General features: G+C 45.7%; 17 protein-coding genes. 10 read left to right on the forward strand and 7 right to left on the reverse strand.

Annotation, left to right across the window (positions count from 1 at the left end):
- Positions 1-21: 21 nt before the first annotated feature.
- A complete protein-coding gene (locus GMES_RS13275; protein ID WP_006993223.1) occupies positions 22-393 on the reverse strand; it encodes a DUF3224 domain-containing protein in 372 nt (123 codons plus the stop codon).
- 106 nt (positions 394-499) lie between these two features.
- Positions 500-1,012 carry a nicotinamide-nucleotide amidase gene (gene pncC / locus GMES_RS13280; protein WP_006993224.1) on the reverse strand — a complete coding sequence of 171 codons (513 nt, stop codon included), beginning with the start codon at positions 1,010-1,012 and terminating at the stop codon, positions 500-502.
- Between the two features lie 129 nt (positions 1,013-1,141).
- Between pncC and mutS the strand changes: the two genes are divergently transcribed.
- A complete protein-coding gene (mutS, locus tag GMES_RS13285; RefSeq protein ID WP_006993225.1) occupies positions 1,142-3,811 on the forward strand; it encodes a DNA mismatch repair protein MutS in 2,670 nt (889 codons plus the stop codon).
- Between the two features lie 87 nt (positions 3,812-3,898).
- Here mutS and GMES_RS13290 read toward each other — a convergent pair whose 3' ends face one another.
- Positions 3,899-4,261 (reverse strand): response regulator, encoded by a 363-nt coding sequence (locus tag GMES_RS13290; RefSeq protein WP_006993226.1) that lies wholly within the window; start codon positions 4,259-4,261, stop codon positions 3,899-3,901.
- 220 nt (positions 4,262-4,481) lie between these two features.
- On the opposite strand from GMES_RS13290, the gene GMES_RS13295 reads away from it, so the two are divergent.
- From GMES_RS13295 to GMES_RS13335, 9 genes are all read left to right on the forward strand, one after another.
- The gene (locus GMES_RS13295; RefSeq protein ID WP_006993227.1) at positions 4,482-6,113 is read left to right on the forward strand and encodes a CTP synthase; all 1,632 of its coding nucleotides are present in this window, start codon (positions 4,482-4,484) and stop codon (positions 6,111-6,113) included.
- Positions 6,114-6,231: 118 nt separating this feature from the next.
- Positions 6,232-7,524, forward strand: a complete 1,293-nt coding sequence (gene eno, locus GMES_RS13300) for a phosphopyruvate hydratase (RefSeq protein ID WP_006993228.1) — start codon at positions 6,232-6,234, stop codon at positions 7,522-7,524.
- Between the two features lie 78 nt (positions 7,525-7,602).
- Entirely contained in the window at positions 7,603-8,289 is a 687-nt protein-coding gene (locus GMES_RS13305; protein WP_006993229.1) for a hypothetical protein, read from the forward strand.
- Between the two features lie 328 nt (positions 8,290-8,617).
- Positions 8,618-10,177: a 2-isopropylmalate synthase gene (gene leuA, locus GMES_RS13310; RefSeq protein ID WP_006993230.1), complete on the forward strand. Its 1,560-nt coding sequence runs from the start codon at positions 8,618-8,620 to the stop codon at positions 10,175-10,177.
- Positions 10,178-10,184: 7 nt separating this feature from the next.
- Positions 10,185-11,285 carry a 3-isopropylmalate dehydrogenase gene (gene leuB / locus GMES_RS13315; RefSeq protein ID WP_006993231.1) on the forward strand — a complete coding sequence of 367 codons (1,101 nt, stop codon included), beginning with the start codon at positions 10,185-10,187 and terminating at the stop codon, positions 11,283-11,285.
- Between the two features lie 12 nt (positions 11,286-11,297).
- Positions 11,298-12,704 (forward strand): 3-isopropylmalate dehydratase large subunit, encoded by a 1,407-nt coding sequence (gene leuC / locus GMES_RS13320; protein WP_006993232.1) that lies wholly within the window; start codon positions 11,298-11,300, stop codon positions 12,702-12,704.
- Positions 12,705-12,719: 15 nt separating this feature from the next.
- A complete protein-coding gene (gene leuD, locus GMES_RS13325; protein ID WP_006993233.1) occupies positions 12,720-13,346 on the forward strand; it encodes a 3-isopropylmalate dehydratase small subunit in 627 nt (208 codons plus the stop codon).
- 268 nt (positions 13,347-13,614) lie between these two features.
- A complete protein-coding gene (locus GMES_RS13330) occupies positions 13,615-14,637 on the forward strand; it encodes a LacI family DNA-binding transcriptional regulator (RefSeq protein WP_039987422.1) in 1,023 nt (340 codons plus the stop codon).
- A gap of 61 nt (positions 14,638-14,698) precedes the next feature.
- The gene (locus tag GMES_RS13335) at positions 14,699-15,163 is read left to right on the forward strand and encodes a CreA family protein (protein ID WP_006993235.1); all 465 of its coding nucleotides are present in this window, start codon (positions 14,699-14,701) and stop codon (positions 15,161-15,163) included.
- A gap of 92 nt (positions 15,164-15,255) precedes the next feature.
- On the opposite strand, the gene GMES_RS13340 is transcribed toward GMES_RS13335, so the two are convergent.
- The 4 genes from GMES_RS13340 to GMES_RS13355 form a co-directional block, all read right to left on the reverse strand.
- Positions 15,256-17,724 carry a glycoside hydrolase family 94 protein gene (locus tag GMES_RS13340; protein ID WP_006993236.1) on the reverse strand — a complete coding sequence of 823 codons (2,469 nt, stop codon included), beginning with the start codon at positions 17,722-17,724 and terminating at the stop codon, positions 15,256-15,258.
- Between the two features lie 45 nt (positions 17,725-17,769).
- On the reverse strand, positions 17,770-19,311 hold the full coding sequence (locus GMES_RS13345; RefSeq protein WP_006993237.1) for an MFS transporter: 1,542 nt from the start codon (positions 19,309-19,311) through the stop codon (positions 17,770-17,772).
- 506 nt (positions 19,312-19,817) lie between these two features.
- The gene (locus GMES_RS13350; protein WP_006993238.1) at positions 19,818-21,380 is read right to left on the reverse strand and encodes a tryptophan halogenase family protein; all 1,563 of its coding nucleotides are present in this window, start codon (positions 21,378-21,380) and stop codon (positions 19,818-19,820) included.
- A 155-nt stretch (positions 21,381-21,535) separates the two neighbouring features.
- Entirely contained in the window at positions 21,536-23,077 is a 1,542-nt protein-coding gene (locus GMES_RS13355; protein ID WP_153811080.1) for a tryptophan halogenase family protein, read from the reverse strand.
- Positions 23,078-23,131: the final 54 nt, after the last annotated feature.

Raw genomic sequence — 23,131 nt, forward strand, 5'->3', positions numbered from 1 at the left:
TTTTTGAGTAAAGGACACGATCTACAGTTCAAAATCTAGTTCATAACTATGTTTACCGTCTTGCTGGATAATGCGCATTGCGCCCGTTAACCCAGTTAATTCGCCGCTGGCCGAGCCTTCCAGTATTGTGATATCAAGAGATTGAACTTCAGCTGACATTTTACCGTTATGCAACAAAGTAAACGTCCCAGATTTGCCCTGGAGCGTACCTTCGAACTCTTCAATAGCAAAATATACTGCAACGCCATTATCCGTGCGCTTACTGATCATTTGCCCTATCCCTTTTCCTACCAAATCTCCTTGGTAGGTTTTATCGATTAACATACGTCCAACGGGCGCTGCCTCGTCTTTTTGTGGTGACAAGTCCACCTCGAAAGTGCCTGTTGCGGTCATGATTAACTCCTTATGTGAATATTGCTAACGCTTAAATAGCGCTCTCTTTCTCTAATTTAATAGCTAAAGGTTAAATCCTACTGTCCTTTGCCACTGTGGGTCTAATTTACAGTTTCCCGCTTGAAGGTAATGACTCTGTCTTACAACGAGTGACTAACTGATTCAATGCATACTCAATGGCTTGGTCCCTCACTTGGTGCCGATCCCCGGAAAAGCACTGGCAAGACGTTGTTATCTCGCCATTTACAGAAAAACCGAACCAAACGGTGCCAACAGGTTTCTCATCACTTCCGCCATCAGGCCCAGCAATTCCGCTGACCGAAACGGCTACATTTGCTCCAGCCGCTTTAGTCGCTCCCATCGCCATCTGTTCCACCACAGGTTGAGACACAGCGCCATGCTCGTTTAAGGTTTGCTCGCTCACGCCCAACATAACTTGCTTTGCTTCGTTTGAATAAGTGATATAACCACTTTTAAACCAGCTTGAGCTTCCAGATGTACTTGTGATGGCGTATCCTATGCCCCCTCCAGTGCATGACTCAGCACAGGTAACACTCCAGCCTAATTGCTGCAGATGTTCACCAAGTTGTTGTGCCAATTGAATTGAATAGTTTGTCATAATTTACATCCATTCAGGTTTATCAGACGCGCTGAATAATATCTAGCGAGTGCTATAAGCATGCCAAACAATGATCACTAAACAAAGCGTTAAAATTACATCGCGATCCCGATAAGAGTGCCGTAGCGAATGCCAAAAACAAATTCATCAGCAGCGTCAACAAACGCTAATCCCTCATCTTTGCAGCAGCATACTCCCATGATGCAGCAGTATTTGAAAATTAAAGCTGAACATCCCGATATCCTATTGTTTTATCGCATGGGAGACTTTTATGAATTGTTTTTTGACGATGCCAAGAGAGCCGCCGAGTTACTCGATATCTCCCTCACAGCCAGAGGGAAGTCAGGCGGCAATGCGATCCCTATGGCCGGCGTACCGTATCATGCGGTAGAAAATTACTTAGCTCGACTTGTGAAAATGGGCCAGTCAGTGGCTATCGTCGAACAGGTGGGCGACCCAGCGACCAGCAAAGGGCCTGTTGAGCGCAGAGTGCAGCGCATTGTTACTCCAGGTACAGTATCAGACGAAGCGCTCCTCAACGATAAACAAGACAGTATATTAGCCGCGGTGTTTTGCCCTACACAAAAAGCCAACCAAGAGTTGGTGTTTGGTTACGCCACCTTAGATGTGACCAGCGGTCGTTTTACCTTGTGTGAACTGGCAGGCGAAGAGGCACTCGCAGCAGAATTACAGCGTACGAACCCGGTTGAGCTTTTATACCCTGACGATTTTGCGTACAACCATCTCATCAATCAACGAAAGGGTTTACGTCGTCGCCCGCAGTGGGAATTCGATTTACAAACCGCCACTACCCAGCTTACTAGCCAGTTTGGTACCAATGAGCTATCTGGTTTTGGCGTACAAAATCACCACGTGGGTATTTGTGCTGCAGGATGCGTGATGCAATATATCAAAGACACTCAGCGTTCAGCCCTGCCCCACATTGACCGGATTGTACTTGAGTCCCACAACGACACAGTCGTGATGGACGCCGCCACAAGGCGCAACTTAGAGCTAACGTTTAATTTATCAGGTGGTACTGAAAACACGCTCGCGAGTATTCTCGACAAAACCTCAACGCCTATGGGCAGTCGTTTGTTGCAACGATGGATCCACCGCCCTTTAACAGATGTCACCGTGCTTAAAAAACGTCAGCGAAATATTCAAGGGTTGATGGAGTCACCCTATACCCAGTTACAAAGTGCGCTGAAAAAAATAGGTGACATGCAGCGCGTGTTAGCAAGGCTAGCGCTGCGCAGTGCTCGTCCGCGGGATTTTGCCCGCCTGCGCCAAGCCTTCGCGTTATTGCCCGATATTCAACATTATCTTGAGCACGAAATTAGTCACCCTAATGAAAGCGCCCAACCGAGAGACTTAATTCACTTGGCAGAAAAAATCAGCCAATACCCTGACTTCGCAGATTTGTTAGAACGGGCAGTGATTGAAGCCCCACCTGTACTGATCCGCGATGGTGGGGTGATAAAAGAAGGATACAACGAAGAGCTGGATCATCTGCGTGCACTTTCAAAAGGGGCGACCGACTATTTAGAAGAATTAGAGCTACGTGAAAAAGAGCGTACTGGCATCGCGAGCCTTAAAGTGGGCTACAATCGAGTGCATGGTTACTTTATCGAAGTCAGCCGCAGTCAATCTGATCTCGTGCCTGTAGAATATGTTCGTCGCCAAACGCTGAAAAATAACGAGCGTTACATTATTCCTGAACTTAAAGAGCATGAAGACAACGTGCTTAGCAGCCAAAGTCGTTCATTAGCTCTTGAAAAACGCTTATACGATGAGCTGTTCGATTTGCTCTTACCGCAACTAACACAACTGATGCAAAGTGCTGATGCGCTAGCAGAATTAGATGTACTAACTAATTTAGCCGAGCGCGCTGAAAGCCTTGATTATCACTGCCCCGAACTATGCCCTCAAAGCGGTATTCACTTTAGTCAAGGTCGCCACCCTGTTGTAGAGCAGGTTTCAGATGCGCCCTTTATCGCCAACCCGATTAATGTTAACCCAGAGCGCAGAATGTTGGTGATCACTGGCCCGAACATGGGCGGTAAATCAACCTATATGCGTCAAACTGCCCTCATCGTGTTGATGGCTTATATCGGCAGCTATATACCTGCACAAGATGCTCAGATTGGCCCAATTGATCGCATCTTTACCCGTATAGGTGCATCTGACGATCTAGCCTCTGGCCGCTCCACCTTCATGGTTGAAATGACCGAAACCGCCAACATTTTGAACAATGCCACGGCGAATAGCTTGGTGTTAATGGATGAGATAGGCAGAGGTACCAGTACCTATGATGGCCTCTCTTTAGCGTGGGCCTGCGCTGAGTATTTAGCGACCAAGCTGCAGTCTTTCACCTTATTTGCTACCCATTACTTCGAGTTAACGGGGCTAGCGGATGCATTGCCAGAGTTAGCCAATGTGCATTTAGATGCCGTTGAGCACGGTGAAAGCATTCGTTTTATGCACGCAGTGCAAGATGGAGCCGCCAATAAAAGCTATGGTTTGCAAGTAGCCCAACTCGCAGGCGTGCCGAAATTAGTGGTACAAGCTGCCAAACGCAAGTTACATGAACTTGAAACCGGTGCTATTTCCAATCCAAGTCAACAAGAAGCGTCGCCAGTCAATACAGCCCATGCGACAGAAAAAGTAGAAACGCAGCTAGACTTGCTCAATCAGACGAGCGAAGCCGAAGACTTACTGCACAGTATTCAGCCCGATGATTTAACACCTAAACAGGCACTTGATTACTTGTACCAACTAAAAAAATTGGTTCGATAAATAAACATCTTTGCAAGGGGAAATGACTATTCCCCCTCGGGCGTTCTGAACTTTGCTGTTTATTTTTACAGCAAAGTTTACCACGCCCTAGAGTCGCTCCATTAAACTCAACAAACTCATGGGTGTAACAGGCTTTTCCAAAAAACCCACTGCCCCAATTTCGTATGCTAGATTAACGGTTTCTTCTGAGGTATCAGCGGAGCACATGACTATTTTTGCGTCAGGTATTTCATCGTGGAGAATGCTTAATAATTCCAAGCCATCCACTTTAGGTAATTTGATATCCATCAGAATCAATTGGTAGTCTATACGACAAACCCTAGACATGACTTCTGCTGAATCGTGAGCAGTATCAACATGCACATATCCATTCCCTTGTAACACAGTGCATATAAAGGTGCAGATGGCTTCAACGTCATCAACAACCAAAATGGGACGCAATTTATCCATAAAGCTGATCCTTTTACTATTTGCTCAGTAGTGTAAACCAATAAAATTTCATTTTCCGTATATTTTTTGCAAAGCTGAAGCGGTTTTCAATTGTCTGTAGGGCTGCGTTTGAGTATACTATTGCGCCGTCCGGTACTGAATAATGTCACGCCTATTTAAAGGCAGCTAGACTACTCCAGTATTAAAGAATCTCATTCAACTCCAACGCCTTAGGGTACTCATGACAAACTATATTTTCGTCACAGGTGGTGTCGTATCATCACTTGGTAAAGGCATTGCTGCTGCATCGCTCGCTGCTATTCTTGAAGCACGTGGTCTAAATGTGACCATGCTCAAGCTCGACCCATACATTAACGTCGACCCTGGCACTATGAGTCCTATTCAGCACGGTGAAGTGTTTGTCACCGACGACGGCGCTGAAACAGACTTAGACTTAGGCCACTACGAGCGCTTTATTCGTACCCGCATGACCAAGAGAAATAATTTTACCACTGGCCGTGTGTACGAAGAAGTCATCAAACGCGAACGTCGCGGTGACTACTTAGGCGCCACCATTCAGGTGATCCCACATATTACTAACGAAATAAAACGCCGCATTATTGCTGGCGCTGAAGGCGTAGATGTAGCCATCGTTGAAATTGGCGGTACAGTGGGTGATATCGAGTCGCAGCCGTTTCTAGAAGCGATACGCCAGCTGGGTACTGAAGTTGGCCGTGACCACGCTATGTACATGCATTTAACCTTGGTTCCGTATATCGCGGTATCTGGCGAAGTAAAAACCAAACCAACTCAACACTCAGTTAAAGAGTTGCGTTCTATTGGTATTCAGCCTGATATTTTGGTTTGCCGTTCAGAAAACGCGCTACCGTCAAACGAGCGCTCTAAGATTGCCCTATTCACTAACGTCGCAGATAAAGCCGTTATCTCGTTAAAAGATGCTAACAGTATTTATAAAATTCCTGCCGCGTTAAAAGCGCAAGGTATGGATGAACTCGTCGTACAGCGCTTTGGCTTAGAGTGCCCAGAAGCGGATTTAACCGAGTGGGAACAAGTACTCTACGCTGAGTCAAACCCTGTCGGCGAAGTCACTATCGGTATGGTAGGCAAATACGTTGAGTTACCTGATGCGTATAAATCAGTTAACGAAGCCTTAAAACATGCAGGTTTAAAAAATCGCTTAACGGTTAACATTCGCTATGTCGATTCACAAGACATCGAAAGCAAAGGCGAGCAAATCCTTCATGGGCTTGATGCTATCCTAGTGCCTGGTGGTTTCGGAGAGCGCGGCATTGAAGGTAAAATTGCTGCGGCCAAGTACGCCCGTGAACAAAAAGTGCCTTATTTAGGGATCTGTTTGGGTATGCAAGTGGCGATTATTGAATTCGCCCGAAATGTTGCAGGCATGGAAAACGCCAATAGTTCTGAATTCGATCCACAAACACCGTATCCTGTTGTGGGTTTGATAACCGAATGGTTAGACGCAGATGGCAGCACAGCACAGCGCTCTGAGGCGTCAGATTTAGGTGGCACAATGCGTTTAGGTAGCCAACTTTGCCATCTCATTCCTGGCAGCAAAGTGCACGATTTGTATGGTTCAGCAGAAATATACGAACGCCACCGTCACCGCTATGAAGTGAATAACAATTTACGTGATAAATTGGAAGCATCAGGATTAAAAGTAACTGGTCTGTCTACTGATAAACGCCTAGTAGAAGTAATTGAATTAGGCGATCATCCGTGGTTCGTAGCAGGTCAGTTCCACCCTGAATTTAACTCTACACCCCGTGACGGTCACCCTTTGTTTGAAGGGTTTGTTAAAGCTGCGGGCGAATATTATAAAAATAATAATTAGAGCCAGTTAACGTTGGGGCCTCGAGTGCCCCGCGTAAAAACTAGGCAGAGTAACGATTGAAAACTCAGAATGTCTGCTCGCAGATAAACGATAAATTTTTATAAACAAGGCAACAACTATGTCAAATATCAGTAAAATCATTGGTCGTGAAATCATGGACTCTCGTGGTAACCCCACTGTAGAGGCAGATGTATATTTAGAGTCAGGCGTAATGGGCAGAGCTACCGCTCCATCTGGTGCATCTACCGGCTCTCGTGAAGCGTTAGAATTACGCGATGGTGATAAAAGCCGTTATTTAGGCAAAGGCGTACTTAAAGCAGTCGCCGCGATCAACGAAGATATCGCCCCAGCCTTGTTAGGCAACAGTGCATTTGATCAAAAGAAAGTCGACCAAATCATGATCGACTTAGACGGTACTGAAAACAAAGAAAAATTTGGTGCCAACGCTATCCTAGCAGTATCACTTGCTGTCGCTAAAGCAGCAGCCCTTGATAAACAAATTCCTTTGTATCAGCACATATCTGAGCTTAACGGCACACCAGGCAAATATTCAATGCCAGTCCCTATGATGAACATCATCAACGGGGGCGAGCATGCTGATAACAACGTTGATATTCAAGAATTTATGGTTCAGCCAGTAGGCGCGCCTAACTTCCGTGAAGCATTGCGCATGGGTGCTGAAATATTCCATAGCTTGAAAAAAGTATTATCTGCTAAAGGCTTAAGCACCGCAGTAGGCGACGAAGGTGGTTTTGCCCCTAATCTAGCCTCTAACGAAGAAGCCCTAAAAGTCATTATTCAAGCGGTAGAAAATGCCGGCTATGAAATGAATAAGGACGTAACTCTTGCCCTAGATTGTGCATCATCTGAGTTTTATGTAGATGGCAAATATGATCTTAAAGGCGAAGGCAAAGTATTTGACTCAGAAACCTTCGGTGACTACCTAGCTGACCTTGCAGCTAAATACCCTATCATTTCAATCGAAGATGGTCTTGACGAAAGCGATTGGGACGGTTGGGCAAGTTTGACCAAGAAAATCGGCGATAAAGTACAACTTGTTGGCGATGACTTGTTTGTAACTAACACCAAAATTCTTAAACGCGGTATCGATAACGGTGTAGCGAACTCGATTCTAATCAAGTTCAACCAAATCGGTTCATTAACGGAAACGCTTGAAGCGATTCGTATGGCACAGGATGCAGGCTTCACAGCGGTTATTTCTCACCGTAGTGGCGAAACTGAAGATGCCACTATCGCTGATCTAGCGGTGGGTACTGCTGCTGGTCAAATCAAAACAGGTTCATTGTGTCGTTCTGACCGTGTTGCTAAGTACAATCAACTATTGCGTATTGAAGAAGCACTAGGTGACGCAGCAACATACGGTGGACGTAAAGAAATAAAGGGTCAATAAGACCTATATCTGAAGCGCCCTAGCTTTTATTAGGGCTTTTAGATGTAAGTGGGCAGCAGATGCTGCCCCTCATTTATTATGGTCACGCCTCCCGCGCAGCCCCAAGTAAATATATTCACTGACTCACATCAGCAGACTCATTTTGCTGAAATTTGCAACGCGCTTTATGAGCGTGAGCTAATGACCTTAGCGCAACACCCTTTTACTAACATTAGTTTACTACAGCGCAAGCTTGGTGGTTTACGCCATCATATTAAACGCGCCGCCTATCACTTTATTCATCATAACGGCCCGCTATTAGTTGATGTACACAATGCCAGTTGGCAAGCCAAACAAAGCGCAAATTGCATTGCTAAAAAACACGACGCCGGCAAAACTGAATCATGGTTTACTCTATATGCCCGTTCTGGCCTACCTGTCGCTATTTATATAAGCGATTTGAATGGCGAGCACCTAGAGCTTGATTCCATTGACCGAATCGATACTGACAACCAGCGCTTACATAGTAATAAATGCGGATGGTTCAATATGGATGGAACGAGCGTAAACGCAGACCAAGCCGGCTATGCGGCGTCAGGGAGCCCCACAACAAACTCTTCTAACACTGCAAGCTGCCAACAGCTTCTATTGCGGCCTAGCAAAGCCGTATTTATCGCCGCATGTTGTGGCCACACATGGAATCATAAGGGTCGCAGTCAACCTCGCACCTTAACACTGCGCGAGTTACTTTTATCGGGCAGTATCAACTGGAAAAACTTCCGCTGAGAAAAGCTATGAAGCTAAGTCTATTTGATAATCTGGTCGGATTAGCCTGTATTCCTATAGAAATCAAACTTATATGCAATTTTGTTCTATGCCAATTTGTTAACTAAGGTTGACGCATAAGCCGCAAAGAGTTACAAATACCGCACTGACGTTTCGAGCTTATAATAATGACATCATTACTACTATCAACTCTACTTCTGCTGGCAGCAAGACTGCACGGGTAGGTTGTAAGCGAAACGCAAACAATAACTAAAAACCCGTGCTTAGCAGCACGGGTTTTTTCGTTTAAGCGCCTTAACAAGCGCAGATCATTCAAAGAGGAAAACACATGTCCAACCAAGTCAAAATATTCGACACCACATTACGTGATGGCGAACAAGCGCTAGCAGCCAGTTTGAGTATGAAAGAAAAACTACAAATTGCCTTAGCGCTGGAACGACTTGGTGTGGACATCATCGAAGCGGGCTTTCCGGTTTCCTCCCCTGGCGACTTTCGCTCAGTTCGCAGCATCGCACAAGAAGTGAAAAATGCCACGGTCTGCGGCTTATCTCGCGCCTTGGAAAAAGACATAGATGCCTGCGGCGAGGCATTAAGCGTTGCCGACAATTTCAGAATACACACTTTCATTGCCACCTCAGATATCCACGTAGCCAACAAGTTACGTAAATCTCAAGACGAAGTCGTCGAAATGGCCGTTAAAGCGATTAAGCACGCTGGGCGCTACACTGACGATATTGAGTTTTCTTGTGAAGATGCGGGCCGAACGCCAATTGATTACTTGTGCCGCATGGTTGAGTCAGCGATTAACGCTGGCGCGACGACGGTTAATATTCCTGACACCGTTGGCTACACCACCCCAACCGAGTTTGGTGGCATTATTCAAAACTTATTTAATCGCGTACCCAATATCGATAAAGCAACCATTTCTGTGCACTGTCACAACGATTTAGGCCTAGCGGTTGCCAACTCGTTAGTCGCGGTTGAGTATGGCGCTCGTCAAATCGAATGTACTATTAACGGTATTGGTGAACGAGCCGGTAATTGCTCGCTAGAAGAAATCGCTATGATTCTGCAAACCCGCCAAGCCATGTTAGGTATGAATACCAACATTCGTAGCCAAGAAATATCTCGTACCTCAAAGCTAGTCAGCCAATTATGCAATATGCCAGTACAATCAAATAAAGCGATTGTTGGTGCCAATGCTTTTAGTCATTCTTCAGGGATTCACCAAGATGGCGTCTTAAAAGCGCAAAATACTTATGAGATAATGACCCCTGAGAGTGTCGGGATAAATAAAAACAACTTAAACCTAACCTCTCGTTCGGGTCGTCACGTTATCAAGCACCGTCTTGAAGAGCTTGGCTATAAAGCCGAAGATTACGACCTTGATACTTTGTACGCCTCATTTGTAAAATTAGCGGATAAGAAAGGCCAAGTCTTCGATTACGATCTTGAAGCCTTGTTGTTTTTCGATAAGCAAAAACCTGCGGACGAACACTACAAGCTACTTTATCTACAAGCCAGTTCGGGCAAAGAGATCATTCCGAGCGCCACGGTGAAGTTACAAGTGGGTGACGAAGAAATCATTGAGTCTTGTACAGGCAACGGCCCAGTAGATGCCGCTTACAAAGCAATCATTAAAGTACTAGGGCATGAACAACTTGAAATAGTCGACTTCAAGCTTGATTCAAAAGGAGTAGGCGCTGATGCCCTCGCTCAAGTTAGCGTTATTGTGGAATATAATGGTCGTCGCTTTAACGGTATTGGTCTAGCCACAGATATCGTTGAGTCAGGCGTTAAAGCCCTGATCCACGTATTGAATAACACCCATTTAGCCGATCAAATCGATCACCAGAAAAAGCAACAAACACAAACTGCCGGAGTTTAAGTAGCACATGTCGAATTATAACATTGCCGTATTAGCGGGAGATGGCATTGGCCCAGAGGTCATGCAAGAAGCGAAGAAAGTATTATCAGTTGTAGAGCAGAAATTTAATCTTACGTTTACTCTGAATGAATTCGATGTTGGCGGAATCGCCATCGACAATCACGGTAAAGCCCTACCTGAGGCAACGCTAAAAGGCTGTGAAGATGCTCAAGCCATTTTGTTTGGCTCCATTGGCGGCCCAAAATGGGACAGTCTACCGTTAGAGGAGCGCCCTGAACGTGCAGCCCTGTTGGCTTTGCGTGGTCACTTTGATTTGTTCAGTAACTTACGCCCAGCGAAAATCTACCCGGGTCTTGAGTCTTTATCTCCTCTGCGTGCAGATATTGCCGCCAGCGGTTTTGATGTCCTTGTTGTACGCGAATTGACCAGTGGTATTTATTTTGGTCAGCCAAAGGGCATCGAAGGTGAAGGCGAAGAACAATTCGCTTATGACACCATGCGTTACAGCAAAAAAGAAATTCGTCGTATTGCTATCAGTGCATTTGAAGCCGCACAAAAGCGTGGCAAAAAAGTCACATCGGTTGATAAAGCTAACGTATTAGTGTGCAGTCGTTTATGGCGCGAAGTCACCGAAGAAGTCGCTAAAGACTACCCAGACGTGACGCTAGAGCACATCTACATTGACAACGCGACCATGCAATTATTGCGTTACCCGGGCGACTTCGATGTGATGCTATGTTCAAACTTGTTCGGGGATATTATCTCAGATGAGTGCGCCATGATCACAGGCTCAATGGGCTTATTGCCATCAGCTAGCATTAACAGCGAAAACTTTGGTTTGTATGAGCCTGCAGGCGGCTCAGCACCAGACATCGCAGGCAAAGGCATTGCTAACCCCATCGCACAGATTTTATCAGCATCTATGCTATTGCGATTCAGCTTAAATCTAACAGACGCTGCAGATGCAATTGATGCTGCCGTGTTAAAAACGCTGGCAGATGGCATATTAACCGGTGAGCTACTTAGCCCTGAAAACCGCGACCAAGCCAAATCGACCAGTGAAGTAGGTGACTACATAGCTAATATTATCGCCAGCGCAAACGCATAAAGGAAAGACCAGATGAGTACCACCTTATACGACAAAATATTTCAGGCCCATATTGTCGATGAAATCGGCGACGATGCATTATTGTATATCGATCGCCATTTAATCCATGAAGTTACCTCACCTCAAGCGTTCGATGGTTTAACGCAAAAAGGACGTGAAGTTCGTCGCCCTGATCTGACCTTTGCCACCATGGATCACAGCATATCAACGCGCTCTCTCGCCATAGATGCGTGCGGCCCAGCGAATAAACTACAGCTTCAAACCTTGGCTGACAATTGCGAAGCTAACGGTATTCAGTTATTCCCTGTCGGTCATCAAAAGCAAGGTATTGTGCATGTTATGGGCCCTGAGCTTGGCCTAATCAAACCAGGAATGACGGTAGTTTGTGGCGATTCACACACAGCAACCCACGGTGCTTTTGGCGCACTTGCCTTTGGTATTGGAACGTCGCAAGTTGAGCATGTATTTGCTACCCAAACCCTTAAGCAGAGTAAAGGTAAGTGCATGCAAGTGAAGGTCAGTGGCGCTCGCCCACTTGGCGTAACGGCAAAAGACATCATCTTAGCCATCATTGGTAAAATTGGTCATGCCGGTGCCACAGGGTGCGTTATCGAATATTGCGGTGACACCATTGAAGGTTTAAGCATGGAAGAGCGCATGACCGTGTGCAACATGAGCATAGAAGCCGGTGCAAAGGCTGGCTTAATCGCCCCTGACCAAACTACGTTTGACTACCTTGAAGGCCGTGAATACGCGCCCAAAGGCGCAGACTGGGATGCCGCTGTTGCCTACTGGAAAACGCTTAAATCAGATGCAGATGCCAAATTTGATATTGTGGTAGAACTTGCCGCTAAAGACATCGCACCGCAAGTGACTTGGGGCACAAACCCAGGCCAAGTGATTGGGGTCAATCAGCCTATTCCAGCGCCAGAAGATTTTAGCGACCCTATCGATCGTGATTCAGCCGTGAAAGCGTTGAAATACATGGATATACAAGCAGGTCAAAAATTAGCGGATTTAACCGTAAATCACGTTTTCATCGGCTCATGCACCAATGGCCGTATTGAAGATATGCGTGCGGCCGCCGCGATTGCTAAGCAAGGTAAAGTTGCACAGAACGTCACTGCTATTGTCGTGCCAGGTTCTGTGGCAGTTAAAGCACAAGCAGAAGCCGAGCAGCTAGATAAAATCTTTCTCGATGCGGGTTTTGAGTGGCGCTTACCTGGTTGTTCAATGTGCCTAGGCATGAATGATGACATTCTAAGCCAAGGCGATCGCTGTGCCTCTACCAGCAACCGTAACTTTGAGGGTCGCCAAGGCCGAGGTGCGCGTACACACTTGGTTAGCCCTGCAATGGCCGCAGCAGCAGCATTAGCCGGTCGTTTCGCCGATACCCGTGACTTCATTGCCAACGATTAATTATTAGGAATAACCATGAGCAATCAATCTAGCCCAGCCAATGCTGGCATCAGCGTTCATATCGGTCATGTGGCGCCGTTAAATCAAGCCAATGTCGATACTGACCAAATCATTCCTAAGCAGTTTTTAACGTCAGTGACAAAAAGCGGTTACGGAAAGCACTTATTTCATGACTGGCGTTACTTGGATCTTCACGAACAAGAGCCAAACCCTGATTTTGTGTTAAATAAACCAGAGCACGAAGGCGCCAGTATTCTGCTAACCCGTGAAAACTTTGGTTGTGGTTCGAGCCGCGAACATGCGCCTTGGTCCCTTGATGATTACGGCTTTAAAGTTGTTATCGCTACCAGCTTTGCTGATATTTTTTACGGTAACTGCATCAATAACAGTCTGTTACCAGTGCAACTTGAAAGCGCGCAAATTGACGCCCTCTTTGAGGCTGTAGCACAAGATCCAGCATGTCAGGTTGTGGTAGATTTACCCCAACAACAAGTGCGCTTTAATGATCAAGTGATAGGCTTTGACATCGCCCCTCATCATAAAAACAATTTGATTAAGGGGTTAGACGCCATTGGTCAAACCTTAGAGCTTGATGCCAAAATTAAAGCATTTGAAGACCAACAACCAGCTTGGCAGTACTAGGTACCCGTACCTATCAATAATCACAGCGTAGCCATGTATTATGCGTGGCTACGCACCCTGCGCATAATTATCATACAAATGAAAAACCTTTTTTCTTTCATTAATCGCTAACATCATTCATTACAATAAGAATATAACCTACTGATTCGTATTAGTTTTTTAAGTTTACACTTTTGCATTTAGATCAAGACAATTTGAAAACGTTTACAGGGTGGTTTTCTGCGGCTAACCTATGGGTAATCACGGCTATCGAACAAGAGAGAATTTTTTGGCTAAGTTAGGCATTAAGGACATTGCAGCTATTTCTGGGGTATCCCCAGCAACAGTGTCGCGTACACTTCGCAATCCCGATATTGTCAGTGAAGAAACCCGCAAAAAAGTCATGAAGGCCGTGGAAGAAGGTGGGTACACACCAAGTCGATTCGGCGCAAATCTCCGCACACAAAAAAGTGGCAATATTATTGTTGTCATGCCGGACATCACCAATCAAGTTAATGCTGGAATCATTCGTGCGATTGAAAGTGAAGCGCAAAAAGCCGGTTATTCTATCTTGTTGGGCGACACCCAAGGCTTACCTGAGCGTGAAAAGCACTATGCAAATATGGCGCAATCAGGCCAAGCAGACGGTGTACTCTTGTTTACCTTTCACATGCCATTCAATCTCAATGAAAATCAGCCTGTGGCCAAACAACTGCCTCCTATCGTCAACTCCTGTGAGTCAATTCCTATCGAAGGCATTAGCAAAGTCATGATTGATAATATAGCAGGCGCTCGTACAGCAGTTGAACATCTTTTAAGCCTTGGTCACAAGCGTATTGCTGCCGTCATGGGCCCTCGGGACACTCCTAGCACGCTCGAGCGCTTAGAAGGTTATCAAGCAGCACTTAACGACGCTGGCATCAAGATAGATGAGCAATTAGTTATTCGCGGAGATTACGGCTTAGATTCAGGCATTGGCGCTATGGAGCAGTTACTTAAATTACGCTTAAGGCCCACCGCTGTCTTTTGCTTCAGTGATGATATGGCCATCGGCGCCATGAGTGTCTTACAAGAGAATGGTTTTCGCATTCCACAAGACATATCTATCATGGGATTTGATGATATTCGCTACGCTAGATTAATGACCCCGGCCCTAACGACCATTCATCAGCCATTAGAAGAAATAGGCAAGGCATGTATCGAATTGTTACTTGATCAACTTGATGGTAGGTCAGAGCCAGGTCGTTATATTGAACTACCGTTTAAACTAATGGTTCGTCAAAGCACTGGACCCGTCCCTACTGATCGTTAATAGGATTTTTATCATCCTTAAAATCCATTACACTATGGGAAATACCTTTAGTGAGTGAGATATGAATAAAATACTGGTCGTCATCAGCAGTATGTTTTTATTAAGTGCATGTGATTCAAACGAAGTCGGTGATGTGAGCTTAGGCTTATTCACCACCAAAGACATCAAGCTAAATATATTGCAAGACCCCATTGTCAGTGGCGTAACTTGTCATGTGGCAAGCATAGAAGCCGATCTTAGTTTTTCCGATCCATCGGATAGCTCTATTGCTTGTCGTCAAACTGGGGAAATCACCCCAGAAATGATTGCTCAAATCGACAAGTCAGAATCGGGAGATGTCGTTTTTAAAAAATCCAAAAGTGTGTTTTTCAAAAGCATGAAAATCCGCAGAATTTTTGACGCGCGCAGTCAAACCCTCATGTATGTTTCTTACTCCACAAAAGAGACATCAGGCAGCTTTAAACATAGTCTTTCGACCGTTCCCTTGTGGGGAACAAAAGCATTCAATACCTATACTGGCTCTTAAACGGACAAAGGCAATCAAAAGGTCATAAAACGCCCTCGATGCTTATGCAGCGAAGGCGTTTGTTATTATTTTTTTCGGCCTATTCGCCCTGTTTAAGAGACGATAGTCGCGATAACGTGGTGTTCGCCGTTAAATTGACTGTAATCAATGAGATTGCCCTGCACGTTTTTACCATCAATTTCTAGCTGTACCTTACCTGACCCAAGGCCATCGGGATTACGTACCTCAATACTATAATGTGCATCTCTGAAACGGCGCGACACAGCAAAACTAGGCCAGTCGGCAGGAATGCAAGGCACTATCGTTAAGCCCGCATAATCAGGTTTAATGCCTAATATAAACTGGCTCGCCGCGTAATAGCACCAAGCTGCGGTGCCTGTTAACCATGAGTTTTTAGCCTGCCCGGGCGTAGCAGCATCACTACCAGCAATCATCTGGCTATACACATAAGGCTCTGTTTTATGCAGGCTTTTAACGTCTTGCAAGTAAGCGGGCGAAATACTAGCAAAATATTCAAGTGCTTTATCGCCCCGCCCTAGCATGGCTTCTGCCACCATGATCCACGGATTGTTGTGACAAAATATTCCGGCGTTTTCTTTATAACCAGGGGGGTATGAAGATATCTCCCCCAAATACTTGTCGTACTGGCTAAACGCTGGCTGGTTCAGCATAATACCGTGAGGCGTGGCTAATCGTTTTGCAACAGAATCGAGTGCTTGGCGTGCCTTTCCATCTTGCATACCAATCCCTGCCATAACGCAGAACCCTTGAGATTCGATAAATATTTGGCCTTCTTTATTTTCGTGACTACCTATTTTTTCGCCCTTAGCATTGTAGGCTCGTAGAAACCACTCGCCATCCCACCCGTGCTTAAGTACAGCATCGCGCATTGCATCGACTTGCTTTTGTGCATAATGGGCCAACTCAGCCTCTCCTAGCTGTAAGCAGAGTTGTACAAAATCTTGGCCGTAAAGCACAAACTGCCCTGCGATCATCAAAGACTCTGCAATGTCAGACTTGCCGCGCTGAGTGGTTTGATAGGACTCGTTTGGATCTTCAGAAAAACAATTAAGGTTTAAGCAATCATTCCAGTCTGCCCGGCCAATTAACGGTAATCCATGGGGTCCAAGGTTTTTAACCACATGCTCGAACGCTCGCTTCAAATGTTCAAAATGATCTGGCTCTCCTGATTCATCTCCGTCAAACCCCACCTTTTCAGTGAGGATTGAAAAATCCCCCGTCTCTTTAATGTAATTAACCGTTGATAACACCATCCACATAGGATCATCGTTAAAGTTCCCACCTATGTTGGCGTTACCTTTTTTTGTCAGAGGCTGGTACTGGTGATAAGCCGAGCCATCTGACTTTTGCGTCGCGCTGAGATCCAAAATTCGCTCTTTGACCTTATCCGGCACCATGTGAGCAAACCCAATTGTGTCTTGGTTTGAATCACGAAAGCCCATGCCACGCCCGATCCCTGATTCATAAAATGAAGCACTGCGTGACAAATTAAAAGTCACCATATTCTGATATTGATTCCAGATATTAAGTGAGCGGTTGAATTTTCTATCTGGACTATTAATTTGAAACTTACTCAACAATTTATCCCAGTGAGTGGCCAAATCATCTAAGGCCTGTTGCACACTATGATTATCGGCGTAGCGCTTGATCAGTTCTTGCGCCGGGGTTTTATTGATGACTCCTGGGGATTGCCATTTTTGAGATTTTTCCACTTCGCAATAGCCCAAAACAAACACTAGTGTTTGCTCTTCACCGGGTGCTAGTTCAACTTCTACATGATGCGATGCAATAGGCGACCAGCCATGTGCATGAGAATTCGTAGACTGGCCTTGTTCAACACATAAAGGTTTTTCAACACCTCGATATGGCCCTAAAAAACTATCTCTGTCGGTATCAAACCCGCTGATGGGTTGATTAACCGAGTAAAATGCATAGTGATCTCGGCGCTCTCGGTATTCGGTTTTGTGATAAATAACACCATCTTCTACTTCCACCTCACCAGTAGACAAATTCCGTTGAAAATTAGTGCCGTCATCCTCGGCGTTCCACAGGCACCATTCGATATAAGAAAACAAACTGATTTTTCGGTGCCTAGCGCCTGCATTTTTAAGGGTCAATCGATGCACTTCAGCCTTTTCACCTAAGGGTACAAAGCAGGTAAGTTCAGAATTGATCCCTTGGTGATTCACTAGAAAACGGCTGTAGCCCATACCATGTCGGCATTGGTATTTTTCGGGCTGATTAGCCACAGGACGACCCGAGGCAGACCATATCTCATCATCGCATTTTAAGTAAAAATAACGGCCTGACGTATCGACGGGCACGCTGTTATAGCGATAACGCGTTAAACGGCGAAATTTGGGATCTTGATAAAAACTATAGCCACCAGCAGTATTTGAAATTAATCCATAAAACCCATCGTTACCTAAGTAATTTATCCATGGGGTTGGGGTGAACGGCGTAGAAATAACGTATTCTTTTTGCTGATCATCAAAATAGCCAAATTCGGTATTCAGGGTATCAGTGGATGGCTCGATCATGGGAAAACTCTCTCTTGGTAAAAACGCTGCCTAAAGGCCAAAGCGCTATTGATGATTAGTTTGAATGGTATTTCTGCGCTCAATAAGCTGGGTATTCATCAGCTGTTGCTTTTTATCCGTTAATGGATAAAACAGCATCAGCAATGCTCCGGCTAACCCAAAAGCTGCGGGAATAAAGCTCATAAGTTGTTGCATGCCAGGGAGTGAAGCTTCAATCGTGCTCGCATCCATACCGTCATAGCCGTAGCCTGCCAACACAACTAACACCAACGCGCCTGCGAAACCGTTACCGGTTTTTTGTACAAAGGTACCTGCGGAATACACAAGGCCGGTCGCCCGGCGACCATTCCGCCATTCTGAGTAATCAGCGGCATCACCTAACATGCTAAAGAACAGGGTTGGCATCATTGCGGCAAAAAACTCAGCGCTACAGCCAAGAACAAATATGTAGCCAATGTCTTCCCCTGGCAGCCAATAAAACCCACAGGTCAAGGCACTACTAAGAAGCAGGGCAGCAATAAATAAATTGCGACGACCGAGTCTATTTGCCAGATAGCTAGTGCAAAGCGCACCTAAAATTGACACCACCAACAATGCGATAAAGTACTGGCCTGTGAGTAACTCATCCCCCACAAAGTACTTGAAGTAATAAGCAATCACGCTGTACTTAATGCCGTTAAACATCATGGTAAGAAACCCCATCCCAAGCAAGATGAGCCAAGGCCGATTCGTCAACAAATCGAGCATGTCTTGCTGAGTGCCTGACACATCTCCTCGAGGGCGATTTAACATCCGGTGCACTAACCACGTAGCGGTTGCGAAAACCAGAACGAACATAATGCCAGTCGCTAGATTGCGGTAATAGAAGAAGAGGCTCATAGAAAGCAGCGGCACAAGCACAAAAGGAGAGTGTTTGGCCAAATCCCATAACTCACTGCGCAAGCTGCCGCGCACTTGTTCAATTGGCATCACCCGTTCTTTTGTGGTCGCTACGGATATCACCATAAGCGCCATTAACAGGCCAGCGAACACATACATGGTGTACTGATACCCTTGCACGTCGTCACCGCCACCTAATACGGCTACCAAGCTGGGCAGAAAGCCCATCACAAACAAGCCCCCTAGAAAGGCGCCTGCAAAACGAAAACCGGACAAGCTAGTACGCTCTTTATCGTCTTCGGTCATCACGCCCATCAAAGCAGAATACGGGACGTTATTTACGGTGTAAGCCAACGTTAGACCTATGTAAGTTAAATAGGCATATATCAACTTACCTGTGTCACTGAAGTTCGGTGTGGTAAAGCACAGCACCATAAACGCCCCTAGAAAAGGGGTAGACCATAAGATCCATGGCCGAAATTTGCCCCAGGGGGTGTGAGTACGATCGGCAATCATCCCCATGATGATGTCTGTTACCCCATCGGTCAGGCGCACCACTAAAAACAAAATAGCCGCAGCAGACGCTGCCAAACCAAACGTATCGGTATAGAAAACAGCTAAGTAAGCTAATGCGCCGCGCCAAACCAAGTTCGCAGCCGCGTCCCCCATGGCGTAGCCAATTTTCTCGTATAAGGGTAAGGTTTTCATTAATTGTGTGTGCTGTTGAGGGGATACTGGCTGGGTTGAAGCATTATTATTCCTATTACAGTGCTATTGAGACGACTGTCGTTTGCAACAACAGTACAAGACTGACGTGGTGACACACCTAGTCTTAGGTAATTGTTAGCCTAACGTTAAATGCAAATGAAAACGTTTTCAAGAGTTTTATATGTTTTTCTCAAGACGCTCTTGAACATGGCTGTTCATTCGAGCATTTAAGCGAATATTGAAATATTGAAAGGTAATGATTTCTCTCCACTAGGCCAGTGGCGGTTTGCGTTAATGCGTTTAATGCTTGAAAGGATTGACAGGAATGACAGGCCAAGTTAACGAAACCTGTGGCCTGATCTGGATGTCGCAGTGCTAGTTACACTAGAGCCTTATCTACGCTTTAGCTCTTTGTCCACTTGAGTTATTAGCACAGTGCTGCACTTTTTACGCTGGAGGCCCTTTTATGCTGATGGCTCTTGTGCACTGTGGCCTTATTCAAACGCTTATACTTTTTGAAAGCCATAGTGCTTAACATGTTCGAGCAACAGACGATTGCTTTTCAACCCAGCCATTAACTTACGCACATGTTGTTGGTTTTCCTGCAGATGTTTGACGGCGCTTTGTGGTGTGTCAAATTCCCTTGAGGACACATCATTCAAGGTTTCAAAGCCCATACCGTACAAGACATATTGATAACTGGCTGAAGGAAACATGATTTCATTTTGCACAAAGTCACTGCGGTTAGGTGGCTGAAAACGCCACTGCGTGAGTAAGGCTTTCAGCCGTGGTGATATAGATTCAGGTGCACGCATTTGTTGCCAATACGGCTCGTTGCGCTCGCTTAATACATAATGCAACTTTAGAAATTCGACTATGTTTTCCCAGTGCAACAAAAAACGCTGATTAAAATTATCCCGGATGATATGCATATGCTCTGTAGTAACAGGCATGTTTTCGGCAATGGCGGTAGCAGAAAGCTCAACCAATGCCAACGCAGATGCCTCTAGAGGCTCTAAGAATCCCGCTGACAAGCCGACCGCAACACAGTTTTTATGCCAGAAATGACTACGGTGGCCAGGTTCGAAATTGATCTTTCGCGCTTCAAGCGCGTTAGCACGTTCAGGCCCAATAGACTGCGCCACATAGGCTTTAAGTGTGCGCTGAGCCTGCTCATCGTCAGCATGCTTGCTAGAATATGTGTACCCTACCCCGCGGCGGTCCTGCAAGCCTATGTCCCATACCCATCCGGCCTCTTGTGCAGTAGACACTGTCGCCGAGACGATAGGCTCATCATCATTAGTGTATGGCACGTGCAGCGCCATTGCACTGTTGTTAAACAGCACGTCGCTTTTATCGATAAATGGCACATTAAAATGCTGCCCAAGTAATAACGAACGCGCCCCTGTGCAATCTATGAATAAGTCGCCGGCTAGTTCACCATTTTGACGGGTTTGTAATGCTTTAATGTCACCATTATCTTGACTGATAACACCTTCAACGTGATCTTGAATATGGCGAACACCTAGCTTAGCCACACAGTGCTGCTGGATTAATTGCCCAAATTTGCCTGCATCAAGGTGGTAACCATAATTGAGCACCCCTGCATATTCAGGGGTAGCGTTTTGCTTTGGGGCTAACCCCGCCTGACAAATATGACTTTGTGCACACACCACATCAGCAAAAGGATGCTCAGAGGCATAGGTTTTCCATGCGCTGTATTGATTTGCTTTACCATAACCACTTGGGATCACAAAGGGGTGGTAATAGAAGTCATTGTCTGTACCGTTTTTCCAGCCGACAAATTTTGAGCCCTGCTTAAACGCGGCACCGCAGTGGCGAATAAATTCAGTTTCGCTAATCCCCATGCGCTGCAAAGAGTTACGCATGGAAGGCCAAGTTCCCTCCCCCACGCCAATAATATTCACATCGGGTGATTCAATTAGGGTGACGTTAACTTTGCTTTGCTGCAAGCCGCATTGATGCTCTGCGGCAATGATCCCAGCGGTTAACCAACCTGCGCTACCACCACCGACGATAACGATATTTTTGATACTGCGGTTACTCATTTGTGACTACCAATGTTAAACATGACATGCCATTTACCGACGTTTTGGCACAATACTATTTATACTACCCCATCTAAGTGGGTGACACGCAACAACTACCTTATGTTTTCTTTTGTTCGGTTTGCTGTCTATCTATCACTATGCCTTGTTAGCGTTTATGACGCTTTGCAATAGCGCTGAATAAACTGCTGGTGGCTAGGCAGTTGGGCAACTCTTTGCTCTATTGCGCTGCGCATGCCGGCTAAAAAGCGCGTTAACTCATCCTTATTCATTTCATTCACAATACGGTGATACTGCTCTGGCTCAAGGCCTTGACCTAACATGACTTGGGTCCAAGAATCGACGCGGAATATATCGCCATCATCTAAAAATACCCTGCCCGTTTCTTTAAATAGGCGAATTTTGTGTGCCAAAGATGCAGGCACTTCCATGCTTTGGCAATGCTGCCAAAAAGGCGAGTCATCGCGGGTGGTGACCTTATAGTGCAATACAATAAAATCACGAATACTGTGCAGTTCGCTGGTGAGTTTTTCATTATATTCATCAATTGTGGATTGGCGTACACCATCAAAGGGGAACAAGCGCATTAATCTTACGATGCCGGTCATAATCAAATGAATGCTGGTGGACTCAAGCGGCTCTACAAACCCACTGGCTAACCCCAACGCCACACAGTTTTTGTTCCAGCCCTTGCGTCTGCGACCTGTCTTGAACTTAATCACTCTGGGTTCGTTAATGGGGACACCATCCAGGTTAGCTAGCAAAGTCGCTTTTGCTTGATCGTCACTCGTGTATCGGCTACAGAATACCATGCCATTGCCTACGCGACTCTGCAGCGGAATTCGCCACTGCCAACCAAACTCATGGGCGGTAGCCCGGGTATAGGGCAGAGGATCAGAATTAGCCTGAGTTTGCACCGCAACTGCACTGTCGCACGGTAACCAGTGTGACCAATCCTCGTAGCCAGTATGCAAGGCTTCTTCTATCAGCAGACCTTTGAATCCGGTGCAGTCAATAAAAAAGTCACCCTCAACAATTTGACCTGACTCAAGTGTCAAAGATTGAATGAAGCCACTTTCTTGATGTTTGTTAACCTGTTGAATTTTACCTTCGATTCGAGTCACCGAATCAGTGCAAAAAACCCGTAGAAACTTAGCGTATAGCGTGGCATCTAAATGGTAGGCAAAATTCATTGGCGCATTAGCAGAAAAGGCAAACTTCCCTTGCTTTGAAGCCTGAAGCTCATAGCAGTAATCCCCGAAAGGTATGTCTATCCCCAGTTCTTTCCCACGTAACCAAAAATGATGGAACTCCCCTGCCCAACACTCTTTTCCCGTGACACCGAAAGAGTGAATATAACTGTCGCCTTTTTGTCCCCAGTTATTAAATTCAATCCCAAGCTTAAAGGTACTATTGGTGGCTCGCATAAATGCTTGCTCGTCGATATTAAGCAGTTTGTGTAGAGTGCGAATAGGCGGAATAGTGGCCTCGCCTACCCCTACAGTACCAATCTCATCTGACTCAACTAAGGTTACATCTAGTGATTTACCGAGTAATTTAGATAGCGAAGCAGCGGCCATCCAACCTGCCGTTCCACCACCTGCGATAACCACTTTTTGTACTTTCTGTAGTTTCCGTCCGTTCTGGGTGCTCTGCTTTTTTTCGCTATTCAAGACTAACCTCGCCGTTGATATCATTGGGTTGGGTGTGTTTGATTCACCGCTCTTTTTAAAACTCTATTATTAAAGCTC

This window comes from Paraglaciecola mesophila KMM 241 (assembly GCF_000315015.1).
Lineage (GTDB): Bacteria > Pseudomonadota > Gammaproteobacteria > Enterobacterales > Alteromonadaceae > Paraglaciecola > Paraglaciecola mesophila.